General features: G+C 72.4%; 15 protein-coding genes. 7 read left to right on the top strand and 8 right to left on the bottom strand.

What is annotated here, in order from left to right; all coding sequences use genetic code 11:
* Nucleotides 1-44: 44 nt before the first annotated feature.
* Together ABD347_RS08560 and ABD347_RS08555 are read right to left on the bottom strand one after the other, a co-directional pair.
* Nucleotides 45-1,130 carry a metallophosphoesterase gene (locus tag ABD347_RS08560; RefSeq protein ID WP_344358488.1) on the bottom strand — a complete coding sequence of 362 codons (1,086 nt, stop codon included), beginning with the start codon at nt 1,128-1,130 and terminating at the stop codon, nt 45-47.
* 232 nt (nt 1,131-1,362) lie between these two features.
* Nucleotides 1,363-2,469: a LacI family DNA-binding transcriptional regulator gene (locus ABD347_RS08555; RefSeq protein WP_344358486.1), complete on the bottom strand. Its 1,107-nt coding sequence runs from the start codon at nt 2,467-2,469 to the stop codon at nt 1,363-1,365.
* Nucleotides 2,470-2,922: 453 nt separating this feature from the next.
* Between ABD347_RS08555 and hisC the strand changes: the two genes are divergently transcribed.
* A complete protein-coding gene (gene hisC / locus ABD347_RS08550; RefSeq protein ID WP_344358484.1) occupies nt 2,923-4,005 on the top strand; it encodes a histidinol-phosphate transaminase in 1,083 nt (360 codons plus the stop codon).
* Between the two features lie 508 nt (nt 4,006-4,513).
* On the opposite strand, the gene ABD347_RS08545 is transcribed toward hisC, so the two are convergent.
* On the bottom strand, nt 4,514-4,885 hold the full coding sequence (locus ABD347_RS08545; RefSeq protein WP_344358481.1) for a cyclophilin-like fold protein: 372 nt from the start codon (nt 4,883-4,885) through the stop codon (nt 4,514-4,516).
* Nucleotides 4,886-5,083: 198 nt separating this feature from the next.
* Between ABD347_RS08545 and ABD347_RS08540 the strand changes: the two genes are divergently transcribed.
* The 5 genes from ABD347_RS08540 (at nt 5,084) to ABD347_RS08520 (ending at nt 14,398) form a co-directional block, all read left to right on the top strand.
* Complete coding sequence (locus ABD347_RS08540; protein WP_344358479.1) at nt 5,084-6,610, top strand: cytochrome ubiquinol oxidase subunit I; 1,527 nt, start codon at nt 5,084-5,086, stop codon at nt 6,608-6,610.
* A 16-nt stretch (nt 6,611-6,626) separates the two neighbouring features.
* The gene (cydB, locus tag ABD347_RS08535) at nt 6,627-7,628 is read left to right on the top strand and encodes a cytochrome d ubiquinol oxidase subunit II (protein ID WP_344358477.1); all 1,002 of its coding nucleotides are present in this window, start codon (nt 6,627-6,629) and stop codon (nt 7,626-7,628) included.
* Between the two features lie 22 nt (nt 7,629-7,650).
* On the top strand, nt 7,651-11,205 hold the full coding sequence (gene cydD, locus ABD347_RS08530) for a thiol reductant ABC exporter subunit CydD (RefSeq protein ID WP_344358475.1): 3,555 nt from the start codon (nt 7,651-7,653) through the stop codon (nt 11,203-11,205).
* A gap of 14 nt (nt 11,206-11,219) precedes the next feature.
* Nucleotides 11,220-12,974 carry a sensor histidine kinase gene (locus ABD347_RS08525; protein WP_425575606.1) on the top strand — a complete coding sequence of 585 codons (1,755 nt, stop codon included), beginning with the start codon at nt 11,220-11,222 and terminating at the stop codon, nt 12,972-12,974.
* Nucleotides 12,975-13,063: 89 nt separating this feature from the next.
* Nucleotides 13,064-14,398 carry a peptidoglycan DD-metalloendopeptidase family protein gene (locus ABD347_RS08520; protein WP_344358473.1) on the top strand — a complete coding sequence of 445 codons (1,335 nt, stop codon included), beginning with the start codon at nt 13,064-13,066 and terminating at the stop codon, nt 14,396-14,398.
* A 6-nt stretch (nt 14,399-14,404) separates the two neighbouring features.
* Here the strand turns inward: ABD347_RS08520 and ABD347_RS08515 are convergent, their stop codons facing one another.
* A complete protein-coding gene (locus ABD347_RS08515; RefSeq protein ID WP_344358470.1) occupies nt 14,405-15,262 on the bottom strand; it encodes a Cof-type HAD-IIB family hydrolase in 858 nt (285 codons plus the stop codon).
* A gap of 95 nt (nt 15,263-15,357) precedes the next feature.
* Here ABD347_RS08515 and ABD347_RS08510 point away from each other — a divergent pair, with 95 nt between their 5' ends.
* Nucleotides 15,358-16,251 (top strand): LLM class flavin-dependent oxidoreductase, encoded by an 894-nt coding sequence (locus ABD347_RS08510; RefSeq protein WP_344358468.1) that lies wholly within the window; start codon nt 15,358-15,360, stop codon nt 16,249-16,251.
* Between the two features lie 134 nt (nt 16,252-16,385).
* Here the strand turns inward: ABD347_RS08510 and ABD347_RS08505 are convergent, their stop codons facing one another.
* The 4 genes from ABD347_RS08505 to ABD347_RS08490 form a co-directional block, all read right to left on the bottom strand.
* Nucleotides 16,386-16,934 carry an RNA 2'-phosphotransferase gene (locus ABD347_RS08505; RefSeq protein WP_344358564.1) on the bottom strand — a complete coding sequence of 183 codons (549 nt, stop codon included), beginning with the start codon at nt 16,932-16,934 and terminating at the stop codon, nt 16,386-16,388.
* 216 nt (nt 16,935-17,150) lie between these two features.
* Entirely contained in the window at nt 17,151-18,104 is a 954-nt protein-coding gene (locus tag ABD347_RS08500; protein ID WP_344358465.1) for a MerR family transcriptional regulator, read from the bottom strand.
* A 77-nt stretch (nt 18,105-18,181) separates the two neighbouring features.
* The gene (locus ABD347_RS08495) at nt 18,182-19,957 is read right to left on the bottom strand and encodes an SDR family oxidoreductase (protein WP_344358463.1); all 1,776 of its coding nucleotides are present in this window, start codon (nt 19,955-19,957) and stop codon (nt 18,182-18,184) included.
* Nucleotides 19,957-20,620: M24 family metallopeptidase (locus ABD347_RS08490; RefSeq protein WP_344358460.1), on the bottom strand; the 664-nt coding region annotated here is incomplete at its 5' end. The genes ABD347_RS08490 and ABD347_RS08495, both read right to left, overlap by 1 nt.

Raw genomic sequence — 20,620 nt, 5'->3', positions numbered from 1 at the left:
AGGAATTCCGGAAATCGCCTGGTCCGACTGCGCAGCGTTATGCGTCAGTTGGGCAGCGGGAGCTGTACGACCAGCAGCTTTCCGGCCATGGTCACACCGCCGTCCATGGCGATCGCCAGTCCGTCCGCGTACACGTGCGGTCCTTCGACCGTCGGGCCGCCGCCGTCCTCGCCGTCCTCCGACCCCACCTCGCCCAGCAGATACGGAATCGGGCTGTGGCCGTGGACGATGCGCTCGCCACCGTAGGCCGACAGGAGCTCCTGCACGGCTGTGGGCCCGGCCCCGTCCCGGAAGGCGAAACGCTTGGTGAGCTTGCGGAACAGGTCCCAGCACTCATCGGCGTCGCTGCGGGTGAGGATCTCGTGGACGGTGTCGTTGACGTCCTCGATGGTGGAGCCGTACTCCAGGTAGGCCGTGGTGTCGGAGTGCACCAGCAGGTGCCCGTCCTCCTCCACTACGGCGTCCAGCCGGGACATCCACTGGAGGTGGACGTCCTGAAGGCGGTCCATGTCGCTCTTCTGGCCGCCGTTGAGCAGCCAGGCCGCCTGGAAGGTGGCCGTACCGGCGCCGGAGTTGACGGGGGTGTCCGCGAACCGCTTGGCGCCGATCAGCAGCAGCTCGTGATTGCCCATCAGGGCCTTGCAGTAGCCACCGGCGGCGGCTGCCTCGGCGGAGAGCCGCATGACGAGATCGATCACGCCGATGCCGTCAGGGCCGCGGTCGGTGAAGTCGCCGAGGAACCACAGCCGGGCGTTGCCCGCCGCCCAGCGCCCTTCGGCGTCGATGAGGCCCTGGCGGTGCAGGGCGGCGAGGAGCTCGTCGAGATACCCGTGGACGTCGCCCACCACGTACAGGGGGCCCGGCCCGCTCTCCGGTGCCGGGGCCGGTGCCGTGGCCGGGATCTCGTCGGGGGCGGCGGACACCTGGACGGTGTCGCCGCGATTGATCACCGGGAGGTCGCGCTCGGTCGGCGTGTACCCCTCGGGCAGCTCACCCTCGGGGAACGCGTTGCCCGGGTGCGAGGCCTGAGCGGCATGAGCCTGTACGGGCACCTGGGCGTACGGCGGTACGCGGAAGTCGCGCAACGTCGCCGTCCGCACCACGGGTCCTTGACCGGCCCCCTGAGTCATCGACCCCTCCACCACCGTCGCGACGCCCTACACCTGGCGGACCGGCCTGGTCGGGGCGGTCCGCGGTGTCGTCCGCCCATCATAGGAATGAGCCTTGTGCTGTGTGACGCACCAGGGGTGGTGAATCCGGGTGCACCCCGGATTCATGGGCCGTTTCCTCCCCAATTGGGAAGGTTTGCCGGTGGTCTTGACCGAGGAGCGGCTCCCGTCGTTCGCGGGCGCCACGTGTCGGTCACTCCTGGGAGGGGGAACGGGGAGGGCTGACGGTCGTCCGCGGAGGCCGTCGCTGGGAGGACGTCCGGACGATCAGCTCGGTCGGTATCACCTGCTCGACGGGCCGGTCGACGCCGATGCCCTCGATGGCGTCGATGAGCAACTGGACCACCGCCGTACCGATCCGGCGGGGCTTGAGGGAGAGCGTGGTGATGGGCGGTTCGGTGGCCGCGTAGACGGTCGACTCGCTGCAGCAGACCAGCAGCAGGTCGTCCGGTACCCGTAGCCCGTAGCGCCGTGCTGCCGCCAGCAGGTCGGTGCCGTTGGGGTCGAACAGCCCGTACACGGCGTCGGGGCGGTCCGGGCGGGCCAGCAGCCGGTCGGCGGCGACCGCGCCGGCGCAGGGGTCATGGGCCGGGTAGGCCTCGTAGACGGGGTCCTGCCCGACGCGCTCGCACCAGCTGAGGTACGCGGTGGTGGACAGGCGTGTGTACGTGTCGGTCGTGGTGCCGGTGAGCAGGCCGATCCGGCGGGCACCGGCGGCGGCGAGGTGGTCGAGCAGGTCGAGGACCGCGGCCTCGTGGTCGTTGTCGACCCAGGCGGTGACCGGGAGGGTGCCGGCCGGACGCCCGTCGGAGACGACGGGTAGCCCCTGGCGGACCAGCTCGGTGACGACCGGGTCGTGGTCGGAGGGGTCGATGACGACGGTGCCGTCGAGGGCGACGTTCGACCAGACGTCATGGCGGGAGGTGGCGGGGAGAATGACCAGGGCGTAGCCGCGGGCGAGCGCGGCGGAGGTGGCGGCCCTGGCCATCTCGGCGAAGTACGCGAACTCGGTGAAGGTGAAAGGTTCATCCCCGTAGGTCGTCACGGTCAGGCCGATGAGGCCGGACTTGCCGGTACGGAGCGTGCGGGCCGCGGCGGACGGGCGATAGCCCAACCGGTCAGCGACCTCGCGGACATGGCGGCGGGTGGCGTCCGGGAGCCGGCCCTTGCCGTTGAGCGCGTCGGAGACAGTCGTGATGGAGACCCCGGCTGCGGCGGCCACGTCCCGGATGCCCGCTCGCCCTTGCCGGCTTCCCCGGGTCTGTGCCCGGCTCACCTGGTGCTTCCCTGCTGCTGTCATGGCGAGCCGATAGTAGGGCGATGGCGGGCGGTTGGGCCGTTCGCATATTCACTCGTTGACAGGCACGTTTCTGCATGGGCGCCACCCCGCAACTGCCATGGAAAGCCAGGTGGTTGAGCCATTCCGCTTGCCGTCGCGAGGCGTCGGCGTGCATGGGCCTGCCAAAGGGAGGAGGTTTCGGCGTGGCCTCAACTCACCTCTACGGGGGACGCGCGCCACGGCGCGAGCCACGGGCGCACGACATCCGGGGGAGCGCTCCCCCCTGGCGTCGCGCTGGTGGCGTGCGGGGTGCGCGGTGGCCGCGCGCGGCGTGCGCGGTGGTCGTGGCGCGGTGCTGCCGGGGTGCTGTGGAACCCCGGGAAGGGACCGGGTGAGCATTCGGCCATTCGCAGCGGAGCGGAATCCTCATATGGTGAGCAGTATTGGTGGTACGTACGGTCGAGGAGGACCAGAGTGAGCGAGACGAGCCCGAAGCTGCGCGCCGTGCTGGGCGGCATCCCCACCTACAAGCCGGGCAAGCCCGCCGCGGCCGAGGGGCCGGTCGCGTACAAGCTGTCCTCCAATGAGAACCCGTACCCGCCGCTGCCCGGGGTCATGGAGAGCGCGCTGGCCGCGGCGTCGGCCTTCAACCGGTACCCGGACATGGCCTGCACGGGGCTGATGGACGAGCTCGCCGAGCGTTTCGGGGTGCCCGTGTCCCACCTGGCCACCGGCACGGGCTCGGTGGGCGTGGCGCAGCAGCTGGTGCAGGCCACCTCCGGCCCCGGTGACGAGGTGATCTACGCCTGGCGCTCCTTCGAGGCGTACCCGATCATCACCCAGATCAGCGGTGCGACGCCGGTGCAGGTGCCGCTCACCGCCGGTGATGTGCACGACCTGGACGCGATGGCCGACGCGATCACCGACCGCACGCGGCTGATCTTCGTCTGCAACCCCAACAACCCGACCGGCACGGTGGTGCGCCGGGCCGAGCTGGAGAGGTTCCTGGACCGGGTGCCGTCCGACGTGCTGGTCGTGCTGGACGAGGCGTACCGCGAGTTCATCCGGGACGTCGAGGTACCGGACGGCGTGGAGATCTACCGCGAGCGCCCCAATGTCGCCGTCCTGCGCACCTTCTCCAAGGCGTACGGGCTGGCCGGACTGCGCGTCGGCTTCGCGGTCGCGCACGAGCCGGTGGCCGCGGCGCTGCGCAAGACGGCGGTTCCGTTCGGCGTCAGCCAGCTCGCGCAGGACGCGGCCGTGGCCTCGTTGCGCGCGGAGGACGAGCTGCTGGGGCGGGTGGGCTCCCTGGTGTGCGAGCGGCAGCGGGTCTCCGAGGGGCTCGTCGGCCAGGGCTGGACGGTCCCGGAAACGCAGGCCAACTTCGTCTGGCTCCGGCTGGGCGAGCTCACCGTGGACTTCGCTGCCGCGTGCGAGCAGGCGGGCGTGGTCGTGCGGGCGTTCCCGGGGGAGGGCGTGCGGGTCACCATCGGCGAGACCGAGGCGAACGACATCTTCCTGCGTGCGGCGGAGGCCTTCCGCAAGGAGCGCTTCTAGCCGGTCGAGGCCACGCCCCGGGGCGGGCCGGGGCGGGCCGGGGCGGTCTTGGGCAGCCTGGGGCCCGGGGCAGAGGCGGCCGGGCTGGTGCGGAGCCGGCGGCGCAGCGGCGCGCGGTCCGGACACCGGGGCGACGCCCGCGCCCCGGGTGGCGGTGATGTGCGGCCGGGGCGGCCCGGCGGCCCGGGGCGGTTTGGGCAGCCCGGGGGCCCGGGGGCCCGGCGCCCCGGGGGCTGTGGGTGCTCACCGGTGGGGGGTGCGCGCCCGGCCGGTGGTGAGCGCCGGGGGTGCGGCTGCACTCGTCGAGTGGGGCATGGCCGCTTGGGGCCGGCTCGTCGGGGCGGGTGGCGACGTGCTCGGGTCGGGTCGCCGGTCCCGCACGGCGCCGCCCGGGCCGTCGCCCGTCTGCTGCTGGTGGTGAGGCGGGCGTGACGGCCGGCTCCGGCCGTCTACGGGGTGGGCGGCGAAGCGGGCGGGCGGGCCTCTCGGCCGTCCGGAGCCGTTCGGATCAGCGGACGGGCTCTACGCGGATGGGGTCGCCCGGGCGGACCGTGGCGAGGACGCGGGGGTCGCCGTCGAGCCGGCCGAGGACGTTGCAGGGGCTCGCCAGCCGGCATTCGTCCCCGCGGGAGATCGGTGTGGGGCCGTAGGGGAGGGCCAGCGCGTCGCCCTCGGTCCAGAAGGCCACCGTGCCGGGCTCGACCACCTGCCGGGCGTCGGCCTCAGGGGCCGGGGAGACCGGAGTCTCGAAGTACACCTCCTCGCCCCAGGTGTAGGCGGTGGAGGTGATCGGGAGGGCCGCTGCGAGCGCCTTGCTGGTGGGCGTTTCGTCCAGGGTTGCGGTGACCTGGCCGGCGGGCCAGGAGATACGTATCTGCATGCGCGAAATTCAACAAGATGTTGAAGTTTCGGGGAAGAGGGCCCCCGGTTCCGGCTTCGGATTTCGTGTGAGTCATAATAGCTTGTGATTGTGAACGCATTCACAAGCGCGCCTGGTTCCTCCCAAGATCCACCGGAATCGGCGAGGCGACGCAAGGACGTCCGGACCGTAGGACGTAGCCCGTAAGGAGAAGCTGACGTGGACCTGGCTCTGGCGCCAGAGACGCTGGCGAGGTGGCAGTTCGGTATCACCACCGTCTACCACTTCCTCTTCGTTCCCCTGACGATCTCCCTCGCCGCACTCACCGCCGGTCTCCAGACGGCATGGGTGCGGACCGAGAAGGAGAAGTACCTCAGGGCGACGAAGTTCTGGGGGAAGCTGTTCCTCATCAACATCGCGATGGGCGTGGTCACCGGCATCGTGCAGGAGTTCCAGTTCGGCATGAACTGGTCCGACTACTCGCGCTTCGTCGGCGACGTCTTCGGAGCGCCGCTCGCCTTCGAGGCGCTGATCGCGTTCTTCTTCGAGTCGACCTTCATCGGCCTGTGGATCTTCGGCTGGGACAAGCTGCCGAAGAGGATCCATCTGGCCTGCATATGGATGGTGTCGATCGGCACCATTCTGTCGGCGTACTTCATCCTGGCGGCCAACTCCTGGATGCAGCACCCGGTCGGTTACAAGATCAACGAAAAGACCGGCCGGGCCGAGCTCACCGACTTCTGGCTCGTACTCACCCAGAACACGGCGCTGACGCAGGTCTTCCACACCATGTCGGCGGCCTTCCTGACGGGTGGCGCTTTCATGGTCGGCATCGCCGCCTTCCACCTGGCGCGCAAGAAGCACATCCCGGTGATGAAGACCTCCCTCCGGCTGGGATTGGTCACCGTGGTGGTCGGTGGCATGTTCACCGCGATCAGCGGCGACTTCCTCGGCAAGGTTATGTACGAACAGCAGCCGATGAAGATGGCCGCGGCCGAGGCGCTGTGGGAGGGCGAGAAGCCGGCTCCGTTCTCGGTCTTCGCCGTCGGCGACGTGGACAAGGGCCACAACAAGGTCGCGGTGGAGATCCCCGGGCTGCTCTCCTTCCTCGCCCACAGCGATTTCGAGTCGTACGTGCCCGGCATCAACGACACCAACAAGGCGCTCCAGGAGAAGTACGGCCCGGGCGACTACCGGCCCAACATCCCCGTCGCCTACTGGGGATTCCGGTGGATGATCGGCTTCGGCATGGCGTCCTTCTCGCTCGGCCTGCTCGGCCTGTGGCTGACCCGGAAGCGGTTCCTGCTGCCCGCACGGCTGCGGGTGGCGGAGGACGAGGTGCCCCACGTGGTGCTGTTCAGGAAGCCCCTCAGCCCGAAGCTGACGAAGCTCTACTGGCTCGTCGCGCTGTGGACTCTGGCCTTCCCGCTCATCGCCAACTCCTGGGGCTGGATCTTCACCGAGATGGGCCGGCAGCCCTGGGTGGTGTACGGGGTGCTGCGTACCCGTGACGCCGTCTCACCCGGTGTCTCCCAGGCCGAGGTGATCACCTCGATGGTCGTCTTCACGGCCATCTACGCGGTGCTCGCAGTGATCGAGGTCCGGCTGCTCGTGAAGTACGTGAAGGCCGGCCCGCCCGAGCTGACCGAGTCCGACCTCAACCCGCCCACCAGGATCGGCGGCCACGACCGGGACCCGGAGAACCCCGAGCGTGAAGTCGACCGTCCGATGGCCTTCTCGTACTGAGGACTGGAGCTGAGGCATGGAACTGCACGACATATGGTTCGTCGTCATCGCGGTCCTGTGGACCGGGTACTTCTTCCTGGAGGGCTTCGACTTCGGCGTCGGCGTCCTGACCAAGCTGCTCGCCCGTAACCGGGTGGAGAAGCGGGTGCTGATCAACACCATCGGGCCGGTCTGGGACGGCAACGAGGTGTGGCTGCTCACGGCCGCCGGAGCCACCTTCGCCGCCTTCCCCGACTGGTACGCCACCCTATTCTCCGGCTTCTACCTGCCGCTGCTGGTCATCCTGGTCTGCCTGATCGTGCGGGGCGTCGCCTTCGAGTACCGGGCCAAGCGCCCGGAGGAGAAGTGGCAGCACAACTGGGAGCAGGCCATCTTCTGGACGTCGCTGGTCCCCGCCTTCCTCTGGGGTGTCGCCTTCGCCAACATCGTGCGGGGCGTGCGGATCGACGCGACCAAGGAGTACGTGGGCACGATGGTCGATCTGCTCAACCCCTTCGCGCTGCTCGGCGGAGTGGTGACCCTGACACTGTTCACCTTCCACGGCACCGTCTTCACCGCGCTCAAGACGGTCGGGGACATCCGGGCACGGGCACGGAAGCTGGCGCTGTCGCTGGGATCGGTCACCGTGGTGCTCTCGCTCGGCTTCCTGGGGTGGCTCCAGGTGTCCCGGGGTGACGGTACGAGCCTCGTCGCCATGGCGGTCGCCGCCGTGGCGCTGGTCGCGGCGGTCGGCGCGATCAAGGCGGGGCGTGAGGGGTGGTCGTTCGCGCTCTCGGGCGTCACGATCGCGGCCGCTGTGGCGATGCTCTTCCTGACGCTCTTCCCGAACGTCATGCCGTCCTCGCTGGACCCGGCTTGGAGCCTGACCGTCGCGAACTCGGCGTCCAGCCCGTACACCCTGAAGATCATGACCTGGTGTGCGGCGGTCGCCACGCCGCTGGTGATGCTGTACCAGGGATGGACGTACTGGGTCTTCCGCAAGCGCATCGGCACGCAGCACATCGCCGAAGCCCACTAGCGCACGGTAGGGAATGTTTCACGTGAAACCGATCGACCCGCGTCTGCTCCGCTACGCCCGGGCCACTCGTCTGTTCCTGGCGGCGGTGGTCGTCCTGGGTGTCATCGGGGCGGCGCTGGTCGTCGCCCAGGCCATGCTCATCGCCGAAGTGGTGGTGGGCGCGTTCCAGCGGGAGCTGGACACCGGTGACCTGGCGAAGCCGCTGGTGCTGCTGGCCGTGGTCGCGGTCGGCCGGGGCGTCGTCACGTGGCTGACCGAGCTGGCCGCCCACCGGGCGAGCGCCGCGGTCAAGTCGGAGCTGCGCGGCCGGCTGCTGGAACGGGCCGCCGCGCTCGGGCCGGGGTGGCTGAGCGGGCAGCGAGTCGGTTCGCTGGTGGCGCTGGCCACACGAGGGGTGGACGCGCTCGACGACTACTTCTCCCGCTATCTGCCGCAACTCGGGCTGGCGGTGGTGGTACCGGTGGCGGTCCTGGCCCGGATCGTCACCGAGGACTGGGTGTCGGCGGCGATCATCGTCGGGACCCTGCCGCTGATCCCCCTCTTCATGGTCCTCATCGGCTGGGCCACCCAGGCCCGGACGGACCGGCAGTGGAAGCTGCTGTCCCGGCTGTCGGGCCACTTCCTCGACGTGGTCGCCGGGCTGCCGACGCTGAAGGTGTTCGGCCGGGCCAAGGCGCAGGCTCAGTCGATCCGGGCGATCACGTCCGAGTACCGGCAGGCGACGCTGCGGACGCTGCGGATCGCCTTCCTGTCGTCGTTCGCGCTGGAACTGCTCTCCACGCTGTCGGTGGCCCTCGTCGCGGTCGGCGTGGGCATGCGCCTGGTGCACGGGGACCTGGATCTGTACACGGGGCTGGTGATCCTGATCCTGGCGCCCGAGGCGTACCTGCCGTTGCGGCAGGTCGGTGCCCAGTACCACGCGGCGGCGGAGGGGCTGTCGGCGGCGGAGGAGATCTTCGCCGTGCTGGAGGCGCCGGCCCGGGCGGGCGGGGGCGCGGCGGTGCCGGCCTCCGTACGGTTGGAGCTGGACAACGTGACCGTGCGGCACGCGGGGCGCGGCGAGCCGTCGCTTGACCGTGCGTCATTGGTCGTGGAGCCGGGCGAGACGGTCGCCCTGGTCGGACCGAGCGGCGTCGGCAAGTCGACGCTGCTCGATGTGGTGCTGGGGTTCGCGGAGCCCTCGGAGGGTGAGGGCACGGTCCGCGTCGGGGGCGTCGACCTGCGGTCCCTGGACCCGGAGCGGTGGCGGGAGCGGATCGCGTGGGTGCCCCAGCGGCCGTACCTGTTCGCGGGGACCATCGCGGAGAACGTGCGCCTCGCCCGGCCGGACGCCGACGACGCCGACCTGGCGCGGGCGTTGCGGGACGCCGGAGCGGCCGCATTCGTGGACGCGTTGCCGGCGGGCGCCGCGACGGTGCTGGGTGAGGACGGCGCGGGACTGTCGGCGGGGCAGCGCCAGCGGCTCGCCCTGGCGCGGGCGTTCCTGGCCGACCGGCCACTGCTCCTGCTGGACGAGCCGACGGCGGCGCTGGACGGCGCGACCGAGGGCGCCGTGGTGGACGCGGTGCGCCGCCTCGCCGAGGGGCGGACGGTGCTCCTGGTCGTCCACCGTCCGGCGCTGCTGACGGTGGCCGACCGGGTCGTCACGCTGGGGGAGCGCGCTGCCGGAGGGGCGGACACCGGCGAGAGGGGCGCGCCACGCGGTCTGGACGCGCTGGACGCGGCGTTCGGGCTGGTGGGCGGGCGTCAGGACGCTGTGGAGGCCGCTGCCGCTGCCGGGGATTCCCGGCCCGGCGGTGGAGTGCTGGCGCGGGTACGCGGGGCGGCCGGGGAGCTGCGCGGGCGGTTCGGGCTGGCGCTGTTGCTGGGCAGCCTGGCGCTAGGGTCGGCCGTGGGGCTCATGGCCGTGTCCGGGTGGCTGATCTCGCGGGCCTCCGAGCAGCCGCCGGTGCTCTACCTGATGGTGGCCGTGACGGCGACCCGGGCGTTCGGTATCGGGCGGGCGGTGTTCCGGTACGCCGAGCGGCTCGTGTCGCACGACGCCGTGCTGCGGATGCTGGCCGACCTGCGGGTCGCCGTCTACCGCAGGCTGGAGCGGATCGCGCCGGCCGGGTTGCGCGCGGTGCGCCGAGGCGACCTGCTGTCGCGGCTCGTCTCCGACGTGGACGCCCTCCAGGACTACTGGCTGCGGTGGCTGCTGCCGGCCGGCACCGCCGCTGTGGTCGGCGCGGGTGCCGTCGGGTTCACCGCGTGGCTGCTGCCCGAGGCCGGGGCGGTCCTCGCGGCCGGGCTCCTCGTCGCCGGGGTGGCCGTACCGCTGGTGAGCGGCGCCGTGGCCCGCCGCGCCGAGCAGCGGCTCTCCCCCGCGCGCGGTGTACTCGCCGCCCGGATCGTGGACCTGCTGCGCGGCTGCGCCGAGCTGACGGTGGCGGGCGCCCTCGCCGGACGTGTCGCCCGGGTGCGCGAGGCGGACGGCGCCCTCACCCGGATCGCCACCCGCCAGGCCGGCGCCACCGCCCTGGGCGGCGGACTCTCCGCGGTGGTCACCGGGGCCACCGTGGTTGCGGCCGCCCTCGTGGGCGTACAGGCGGTAGGGGACGGGCGGCTCGACGGCGTGGCGCTGGCCGTGGTCGTCCTGACCCCGCTCGCCGCGTTCGAGGCGGTCACCGGTCTCCCCCTGGCCGTGCAGTACCGCCAGCGCGTCAGGCGGAGCGCGGAGCGGGTGTACGAGGTGCTCGACGCCCCCGTGCCCGTACACGAACCGAGCCAGCCCCTGCCCGCCCCGGACAGCCCGTTCCCGCTGGAGCTGCGCGGTCTCACCGCCCGGTACGAGGGCCAGGACCGGGACGCCCTCGCGGAGTTCGACCTTCGCCTGGAGCCGGGCCGGAGGGTCGCCGTCGTGGGGGCGTCGGGATCCGGCAAGACGACGCTCGCCCAGGTGTTGCTGCGGTTCCTGGACGCCCGGGACGGGACGTACCGGATCGGCGGGACGGACGCGACCGCGCTCGACGGCGACGACGTGCGCCGGCTGGTGGGGCTCTGCGCCCAGGACGCGCACACCTTCGACAGTTCCATCCGGGAGAACCTGCGACTGGCCAGGACCGGCGCCGGCGACGACGACCTGCGCGCGGCGCTCGACCGGGCCCGGCTGCTGGACTGGGTGGACAGCCTGCCCGAGGGGCTGGACACCCTCGTCGGCGAACACGGCGCACGGCTCTCCGGCGGACAGCGGCAGCGCCTGGCCCTCGCCCGGGCGCTCCTCGCCGACTTCCCCGTCCTCGTGCTGGACGAGCCCGCCGAGCACCTGGACCTCGCCACGGCGGACGCGCTCACCGACGACCTGCTGCGTGCCACCGAGGGTCGTACGACCGTGCTGATCACCCACCGGCTGCACGGCCTCGACGAGGTGGACGAAGTCGTCGTCCTGGAGGAAGGACGCGCCGTACAGCGGGGCACTTACGCCGGGCTGGCCGACACCGACGGGGCGCTGCGCCGGATGCTGGAGCGCGAGCGGGCGGCGGACCTCCTGCTGCACTCCCGCGCCGCAGAGCCGACTTTCCTCAACAAATGGGACTAATTACGCTCGGGGGCATGACCGCGCCCGAGCGACCGGAGCACCACCAGGAGCACGACATGGCAGCGGCGGCCGAGCGGGCGCCCGACGGCCTCCACGGACTGTCGGCCGAGCTGACCGCCCGTGTGCCGCAACTGCTGGAAGCCATGCGCGCCGTCGGCACCGGACTCGAGCTCCGCTCCACCCTCGACCGGATCTGCGAGACCGCCGCCGCGCTCGCCGACGCCCGCTACGCCGCCATCGGCGTGGTCGACGAGGAGGGCGAGGGCCTGTCGGACTTCGTGACGTACGGGATCTCCGACGAGACCGCGCGCGAGACCGGCCGCCGCCCCGATGGGCACGCCGGTCTTCTCGGCACGCTCATCCACCACCCCGAGGCCATGCGGCTCGCCGATCTGACGGCGGATCCGCGGGCCGCCGGGTTCCCGCCCGGCCACCCTCCGATGCGCGGCTTCCTCGGCGTACCGATCCGCGTCCAGGGCGAGGTCTTCGGGAACCTCTATCTGACGGAGAAGCGGGGCGGGGCCGAGTTCGACGACGACGACCTGCACATGGTGCGGGTGCTGGCCACCGAGGCGGGGATCGCCGTCGGCAACGCCCGCCTCTACGAGGCGGCGCGCCGGCGTGAACGGTGGATCGACGGCTCGGTGGCCGTCACCACGGCGCTGCTGTCCGGCGGCGACGCCGACGAGGCCCTCTCGGTGGTGGCGGAACAGGCCAGGGGGCCGGCCGACGCGTGCGCCGGCATCGTGCTGCTGCCGGCCGCCGACGGCAGCGGAGGCCTGGAGATCGTCGCCGTCTCCGCCGACGACCCGTCCACCGCCCTGGGCGTGGTCGTCCCGCCCGGGAGCCCGGCCGTCGAACGGCTGCTGGCGGGCGAGGCGGTCTTCGTGGCGGACGCGGCGACCGACCCGCGCCTGATCACCCCGCTGGCGCGGCGCTACGGGCCCGGCATGATGCTGCCCCTGCGAAGCGGCGGTCGCGTCCTGGGAGCCCTCGCCACGCTCCGCGCCCCCGGCGCCCGTCAGTTCAGCGGGACGGAACGCACCCTGGCCACCCAGTTCGCCTCGCAGGCCGCACTGGCGCTGATGATGGCGGAGGCGCAGCGCGACCGTGAGCGCCTCGCGGTGTACGAGGACCGGGACCGGATCGCCCGCGACCTGCACGACCTGGTCGTCCAGCGGCTCTTCGCCATCGGGATGATGCTGGAGAGCGCCCAGCGCAAGGACCTCTCCCCTGTCGTCCAGGAGGGGGTGGCGAGGGCCGTCGACGAACTCGACGTCACCATCCAGGAGATCCGCACCGCCATCTTCGCGCTGCAACCGGACCCGGACGAGGGGCCGTCGGGACTGCGCACCCGCGTCCTGCGGGAGATCAACATGGCGGCCGTGCCGCTGGGCTTCACACCCACGCACCGCTTCACCGGCCCCGTCGACTCGGCGGTCGGCGAACTCACGGGAAAGAATCTGATCGCGGCGGTGCGCGAGGCGCTGTCCAATGCCTTCCGGCACGCCCACGCGCGACGGATCGATGTCGTCGTCGACGCCACGGCGACGCTCCCCGACGGTGCGCGAGGCGTCCGGCTGACCGTCGCCGACGACGGAGTGGGCCTGCCCGAGGGCGGACGGCGCAGCGGCTTGCGCAACCTCGCCCGGCGCGCGGAGTCACTGGGCGGATCCAGCTGGTGCGGCCCGGGGATCGGCGAGGACGGCGGCGGTACGACGGTGGTGTGGGAGGCGCCCCTGCAGGGACCCTTCCGGGTGCGTCCCTAGGCCACCCGGGGCAACGACTGTGGGCCGGTCGGCGGTACGACACCCCTGGGGTGCCGGACATCGGGGGCGCCCGGCGCCACCATCCCAGGATGTTGCTCGTGGCGCTGACCGTCCTGCTCGCTCTGCTTCCCCAGCCCGCGGCTGCCGCCGCCGACGGGCCGGGTGGCGCGGCCGCGGAGGTGGCGCGGCTCTACGACGAGGCCGCACGGGCCACGGAGACGTATGAGCAGGGCAGGCGGGCGGCGGCCGGGCAGCGCGCCCTCGCCGGCCGGCTCCAGCGGCAGCTGGCCCTGAAACGGCGCGAACTGGCCGTGCTGAACGACCGGATGGGCGAGGTCGCCCGGGCCCAGTACCGGGCCGGCGGCTCCGCGGGCCTGACCGCGCGGTTGCTCCTGGGCGACGACGTCGACGAGGTGATGCGGGCGGAGCGGCTCGCCCGGCAGGCGGACCGGGTGGTGAACCGCCTCATGGAGCGCACCCAGGAGGCGGAACGGCGCCTGGCACGGGCCGAGGCGGAGGCCCGCGCCGCGTGGCAGGGGCTGGACATCCGCCGGAAGCGGCTGGCCACGATCCGGCGGGGCATCGAGACGCGGCTGGAGCGGGCTCAGGGGCGGCTCCAGGCGGAGGCGGACCGGAAGGTGGCGGCGGGCCGGTGCGGGGGTGTGGCTGCGGCTGGCGGTGGCGGTGGCGGTGGTGGGGGCGGAGGTGTTGGTGCCGGGGCTGGTGCGGGTGTTGGTGCCGGTGTTGGTGTGGGTGGGAGCGACGGTGGAGGTGGGGCGCGTGTGACGGCGGGGGCGGGTGTGGGTGCGAGGGCGGGGGCCCGAGGGACGGCGGGTGTGGGCGTGAGCGTGGGTGTGGGCGCGAGCTCGGGGGCGGGCGTTGTGGCGGGGGCGGGTGTGAGCGCCGGTGTGGGCGCGTCCGGGAGGGTGGGCGCGGCGGTGGGTGCCGGTGTCACGGCGGGCGCTGGTGCCGCGGGGACGCCGGCCCGGCGCACCGGCCGGCCCGGCGGTGGCCGCGACTGGGTCGCACCGGTGGAGGAGTACGTCCTGTCCGCCGGATTCCACCGGGCGGGCGCGCACTGGGCCCACCGGCACACGGGGCAGGACTTCGCGGTGGCCGTCGGCACCCCGGTGCGGTCGATCGGGGCGGGCCGGGTGCGGTCGGTGTCCTGCGGCGGGGCGTTCGGCATCGAGGTGGTGGTGCGGCACGCGGGCGGCTGGCACTCGCAGTACGCGCACCTCGCCGCGCCCGCCGTGGCCCCGGGGCAGCCGGTCGTCGCGGGGCAGGTGATCGGGCGGTCGGGCAACACCGGCAACTCGACGGGGCCGCACCTCCACTTCGAGGTGCGGCTCACCCCGTACATGGGATCGGCCGTGGACCCGGTGCGCTGGCTGGGCGAGCACGGGGTCCGGCTGGGCCGGTGACCGGCGTCAGCGCGTGCCGAGGATGTCCTCGATGACGCGCGCGACGCCGTCGTCGTTGTTGGCCACGGTCCGGCCGGAGGCGGCGGCGACCACGTCCGGGTGCGCGTTGCCCATCGCGTACGAGCGACCCGCCCAGGACAGCATCTCGATGTCGTTCGGCATGTCCCCGAACGCCACCACCTCGTCGGCGGAGATACCGCGCTCCGCGCAGCACAGCGCGAGGGTGCTGGCCTTGGAGACGCCCAGGCCGCTGATCTCCAGCAGCGCGCTGGGGCTGGAGCGGGTGATGCTCGCGTGTGCTCCGGCGGCCGTACGCGCCAGGGCGAGGAAGCCGTCCGGCGTCAGGTCCGGGTGGTGGGCGAGCAGCTTGAGCATGGGCGCGCCGAGGCCGGGCTCCTCCTCGTGCAGGAACTCCTCGGCGGAGGCGATGGTGGCGTGCGGGTCGAGCCAGAAGGGCGGGTAGTCGGGTTCGTAGTTGAAGCCGGTGGTGAGTTCGGCCGCGAAGGCGGTGCCGGGTGCCTCGCGGCGGAGCGTCGCCACGACCTCCAGGGCGGTGCTCCGCTCCAGCGGCCGGACCTCCAGGAGCTTGCCGCCGGAGTGCAGGTCGACGACGGCCGCGCCGTTGGCGCAGATGGCCAGGCCGTGACCGTGGACATGGTCGCTGACGACGCCCATCCACCGGGCGGGCCGGCCGGTGACGAAGAAGACCTCGATGCCGGCCTCCTCGGCCGCGGCGAGCGCTGTGATCGTCCGGTGGGAGACCGATTTGTCGTCGCGCAGAAGCGTTCCGTCGAGGTCTGTGGCGATCAACCGGGGACGTCGGTGTGCCGTGGGCCGGGGGAGGGGAGAGGTCGCTGAGGTCACCCGCCCATTCTCCCGTACGGGAGTGCACGGGCGTGCGGATAGCTGCACATCTGAGCCTTGCCGGCTCTCCCGGTGGGGCGACGTAGGCTCGATCCATGCGTTTGAGCACGGTGATCCTCCCCACCCGCCGCTGGCACGACGGCGGTCGCGACACGTGGCTGCGGGCCGAGCGGCTCGGCTTCCACGCCGCGTACACCTACGACCACCTGTCATGGCGGGTGCCGTTCCGGGACGGGCCGTGGTTCGGCGCGATTCCGACGCTGACGGCGGCGGCCGCCGCCACGGAGAGGATGCGGCTCGGCACGCTGGTGACCTCACCGAACTTCCGGCATCCGGTCACGCTCGCCAAGGAGCTGGTCTCGCTGGACGACATCTCCGGTGGCCGGATCACGCTGGGCATCGGCGCGGGCGGCAACGGCTACGACGCGACGGCGCTGGGACAGGAGGCGTGGGCCCCGCGTGAGCGGGCGGACCGCCTCGCGGAGTTCGTACCGCTGCTGGACCGGCTGCTGACGGAGGCGTCGGTGACGTACGAGGGGGCGTTCTACTCGGCGGGCGAGGCGCGCAACACCCCCGGGTGTGTGCAGCGGCCGAGGATGCCCTTCGCCGTCGCCGCCACCGGACCGCGGGGCATGAGGCTGGCCGCGCGGCACGGGCAGGCGTGGGTGACGACCGGGGATCCGAAGCTGTTCGAGACGGGTACGCCGGCGGATTCGTACGAGGCCCTGCGGGGGCAGCTCGGGAAGCTCGGCAAGGTGTGCGCGGAAGCCGGGCGGGACGGCGACGAGCTGGACAAGGTGCTGTTGACCGGGTTCACCCCGGACCGCCCGCTGGAGTCGGTCGACGCCTTCGTGGACTTCGCGGGCCGTCATTTCGAGCTGGGTTTCACGGAGATCGTGGTCCACGCGCCGATCGCGGGCTCGATGTTCGCCACCGACGAGCGGGTCTTCGAGCGGATCGCGACGGAGGCTCTCGCCCAGCTGCGCTGAGGCGCGAGGACGGGCCCGCGTGCCGGCCGGAGCGGGCCGGGGGCCAGGGCCCGAGCGGCCGGACCCGGAGCCGATCCGAGCCGGCTGGAGCCCGGGCCCGGTTCGGGCCGGCCGGGTCCGGTGGCGGTGGCGGCTCAGCCCTGCTCGGCGAACCGGAGGTAGGCGGGCGGTACGGCGGCGGTGAGCCAGACCCCGTTGGCGCTGACGTGGAAGACATGGCCGTCCCGCCGCATGGCACCGGCGTCCACGGGCAGCACGACGGGCCGGCCGCGCCGGGCGCCGACCCGGGTGGCCGTCTCGCGGTCGGCCGACAGATGGACGTGGTGGCGGGCCATGGGGCGCAGCCCCTCGGCACGGATCGCGGGCAGGCTGCGGGCGACGGTGCCGTGGTAGAGGTACGTGGGCGGTTCGGCGGTCGGCAGGTCCAGGTCGACGGCGACGGTGTGGCCCTGGCTGGCGCGGATGCGGTCGCCGTCGATCGCGAAGCGCCGTTTGTCGTTGACCGCGACCACGTGCTCCAGTTCGGCGCGGGTGATCCGCACGCCGTGCCCGGCGGCCGCCCGCAGCAGGTCGTCGATCGGCACCCAGCCGTGGGCGTCCAGGACGAGTCCGATGCGCTCGGGCTGGTGGCGCAGGTGTCTCGCGAGGTACTTCGACACCCTCACGGTCCGCCCGCTGTCCATGACCTCCGCCCCGTTCTTCTCGTCCGGGCCGTCAATCTCCCCCGCGCCGTCCGCCCCGTCCGCGTCATGCATGCCTCTGCCACTGTTCACATCGCTCAGCGTGTCAGGCATCACGCTCCCGAGGCCACGGGAATTCCGGCTTGGAGGTTTGGTCCACAAACAACTCGGGTTATCCACAGGCAATTTGACGATTCTGTGGACAACTGGCGCACCATGTCAGGGGGTTTGATCTACTTCGCCGCAATTAGGGCGCGTTGAGGCCAATGTATCCAATGTCCGTGCCTGAAGCTCCCGTTCCACCGCCGCCGTGATGAACGCGGCCGCGTTCTGTTGGCCAACCAGCCTGTGCACGGACCGGATCGTCGCGGCGGGCAGTGCCACCTGACGTGACCCGTCGTCGGTCACCCCCGGCCCTTCGGACGAAAGATGGTGCTGGAGGTGGCGAGCGGCGGACGTCCGCATGGCGCGCGCCAGTTCGGCGTCCACCGTCTGCTGGGCGAGCGGTCGCAGCCGCCGTACCAGGGCCGCCGCCTCCGAGGCGTCCGCGTCCGTGGGCGGCCGGTGTTCGAGATAGCGGGCGAAGACGTGCTCCGTGGTGAACTCCAGGAAACGGTGGGCGATGTGCTCCACCTGGCCGCGAAGTTCCCTGAGGTGACCGGAGATCGCCGACAACGGCACCCCCGCGGCGTACAACTCGGCGGCGACAGCCAGTTCCTGGGGGCTCGGCACGAGGAACTCGTCGTCACGCCCCGGCACACGTTCCAGTACGCCGAGCTCCAGGGCCTCCTCCACCGCCTCCTCGTCCGGGGTGCCGCCGAAGGTGGCGGCGAGCTCCGCGCGCGTGATCCGGTCGGCCTCCTCGTCCGTCCACGGCCCGTGCACCTCGGCGACCAGCCCCAGGACGCCGCCGAGACCGCGGCCCGCGTCCCAGGCCTCCAGGAGCTCCTTGATGGACGCCAGGGTGTAGCCGCGCTCCAACAGGTCGGCGATCTGCCGCAGCCGGGTCAGATGGGCGTCGCCGTACACGTTCGACCTGCCGCGCCGCTCCGGCTTCGGCAGCAGCCCCCGGGCCTGGTAGGCGCGGATGGTCCGGACCGTGGCGCCGCTGTGCCGCGCCAGGTCCTCGATCCGGTATTCGGCCACCGGTATCCGCGCCGCCTGCTCGTCCACACCCGCTCCTCGCTCCCCGCTCTCGCTCCCCTGCTACCCCGGCCCGCTCCGTGAGGGATGGTACGACCGCTGCCGGGTCACAGCTTCACGTCCAGCCGGGCCAGCGCCCGCAGGGCCCCCGGCGCCAGCCGGGACAGCAGCCGCGCGCCACGGGCCTCCGGCGTCACCGGCACCACCGCCTCGTTCCTCACCACGGCCCGCAGGATCGCTTCGGCGACCTTCTCCGGCGGGTAGTTGCGCATCCCGTACAGCCGGGCGGCCTTCTTCTGCCGGCGCTTCTCCTCGTCCTCCGGCACCCCGGCGAAGCGGGCGGTGGTGGTGATGTTGGTGTTCACGATGCCCGGACAGACGGCGGTGACCCCGATGCCCCGGCCGGCCAGCTCCGCGCGCAGGCACTCGCTGAGCATCAGTACCGCCGCCTTGGACGTGCTGTACGCGGGCAGCATCCTGGACGGCTGGAACGCGGCCGCGGAAGCCATGTTGACGATGTGGCCGCCCTGCCCGCGCTCGGCCATCCGCCGACCGAAGATGCGGCAGCCGTGGATGACACCCCACAGGTTGACGTCGAGGACCTTCTTCCAGTCGTCGCTCGTGGTGTCGAGGAACGATCCGGACAGACCCGTCCCGGCGTTGTTCACCAGCACGTCCACCGTGCCGTACTCGGTGGCGACCTTCGCGGCGAGTTTCTCCATGGCCTGCTCGTCGCTGACGTCCACCACCTCGCCCCAGGCGTCCGGCGCGCCGATCAGCCGGGCCATCGCGGCCGTCCGGGCGGCGCCCTCCGCGTCCCGGTCCACCGCCACCACCCGCGCGCCGGCCTCGGCGAACGCGAAGGCGGTGGCCCGCCCGATACCGCTGGCGGCGCCCGTGACCAGGACCAGCTGCCCGCCGAACCGGTCCGCGTACCGGCGGCCCGTCGCGACCGGCGCCGGCACCTCGCCGCCCCGGTCCTCGTGCGCCCGGACGAACTCGCTGATCCACGCGGTCAGCTGGTCCGGCCGCGTGCGTGGCACCCAGTGCTTGGCCGGCAGCGTACGGCGCACCAGCCCCGGTGCCCATGTGGCCAGGTCGTCGTAGAGCCGCTCCGACAGGAAGGCGTCACCGGTCGGCGTGATCAGCTGCACGGGCGCGTGGGCGTACGCGTCCGCGCGCGGGCGTCGCAGCCGCGCCCGGATGTTGTCCCGGTAGAGCCAGGCGCCGTGTGCCGCGTCGGCCGGGAGCGAGGCGGTCGGATAGCCGTCGTCCGGCACCTTCTCCATCCGCCGCATCAGCCCGGGCCACCGCTTGGCGAGCGGCCCCCGCCAGGCCAGCTCCGGCAGCAGCGGGGTGTGCAGCGCGTAGATGTACCAGGACCTGGCGCCCTGGCCGAGCAACTGGCCGACCCTGCGCGGGGTGGGCCTGCTCACGCGCTGCTTGATCCAGTGCCCGAGGTGGTCCAGCGACGGGCCGGACATCGAGGTGAAGGAGGCGATCCTCCCCTCGGTCCGCTCGACCGTGACGAACTCCCACGCCTGCACCGACCCCCAGTCGTGCCCGACCAGGTGCACCGGCCTGCCGGGACTGACCGTGTCCACCACCGCCAGGAAGTCGTCGGTCAGCTTCTCCAGCGTGAACCCGCCGCGCAGCGGCTTCGGGGCCGTCGACCGGCCGTGGCCGCGTACGTCGTACAGCACCACGTGGAAGTGCTCGGCGAGCCGCGCCGCGACCTCGGACCACACCTCCTTGGAGTCCGGGTACCCGTGCACCAGCACGACCGTCGGCCGGTCCGCGTCGCCCAGTTCGGCGACGCACAACTCCACCCCGCCCGTACGGACCCGGCGCTCCCGGGCGCCCCCCCACACGTCCGTCACCATCAGACCGCCTCCCAGCGCCGCACGTGCGGCAGATCGTCGTCCAGCCAGAACGCGCTCTGTTCGGGGTCCCTGGAGTCGGTGACCACCAGCAGCTCCTCGAACTTCGCGCCCGTGCCCCTGAACCCGATGTGCGGCTCGACCGCCCACAGCCCGGGCCGGGGCGGATGATCGGAGAACCGGTACGGGGACCACAGCGGCGACCAGCCGTCCCGGTGACCGTGGAGGGCGTCGCTCGCGAGCCCCTTCAACGCCTGCGTCCCGAACCCGAAGAGCGTCGGGGACCAGCGCCGCTCCCTGACCCGGCCGACCTTGTGGGCGATGACGCCGAAGGGGTACGCGCGGTGCCGGTTGGCGTACCCCTGCCGGACCATCAGCCGGTCCACGTCCTCGTAGATCTCCCGGAGCGGGCGCCGCTCGCGGACCTCGCGCAGGATCAGGTCACGGTGATCGCGCAGGTCGGTGAGGAGCTGGTCGTGCACGGGGTGGAGACCGAGGCAGCCCGAATACCCGATGTCGGCCGTGAAGCCCTTGTACACCGGAGCCATGTCGAGGATGAACGGCATCCCCGCCTCCAGCCGCCGGTTCGTCGGGAAGAACTGGAGCGGCATCCGGAAGTTCACGAACGCCGTGCGGTCGCCGAACCAGGCGAAGGGCAGATGGAAC

It is taken from the genome of Streptomyces gobitricini (assembly GCF_039532985.1).
GTDB lineage: Bacteria > Actinomycetota > Actinomycetes > Streptomycetales > Streptomycetaceae > Streptomyces > Streptomyces gobitricini.
The sequence above is the reverse complement of the archived record's forward strand: the minus strand, read 5'-3'. Positions and strand labels throughout refer to the sequence as shown.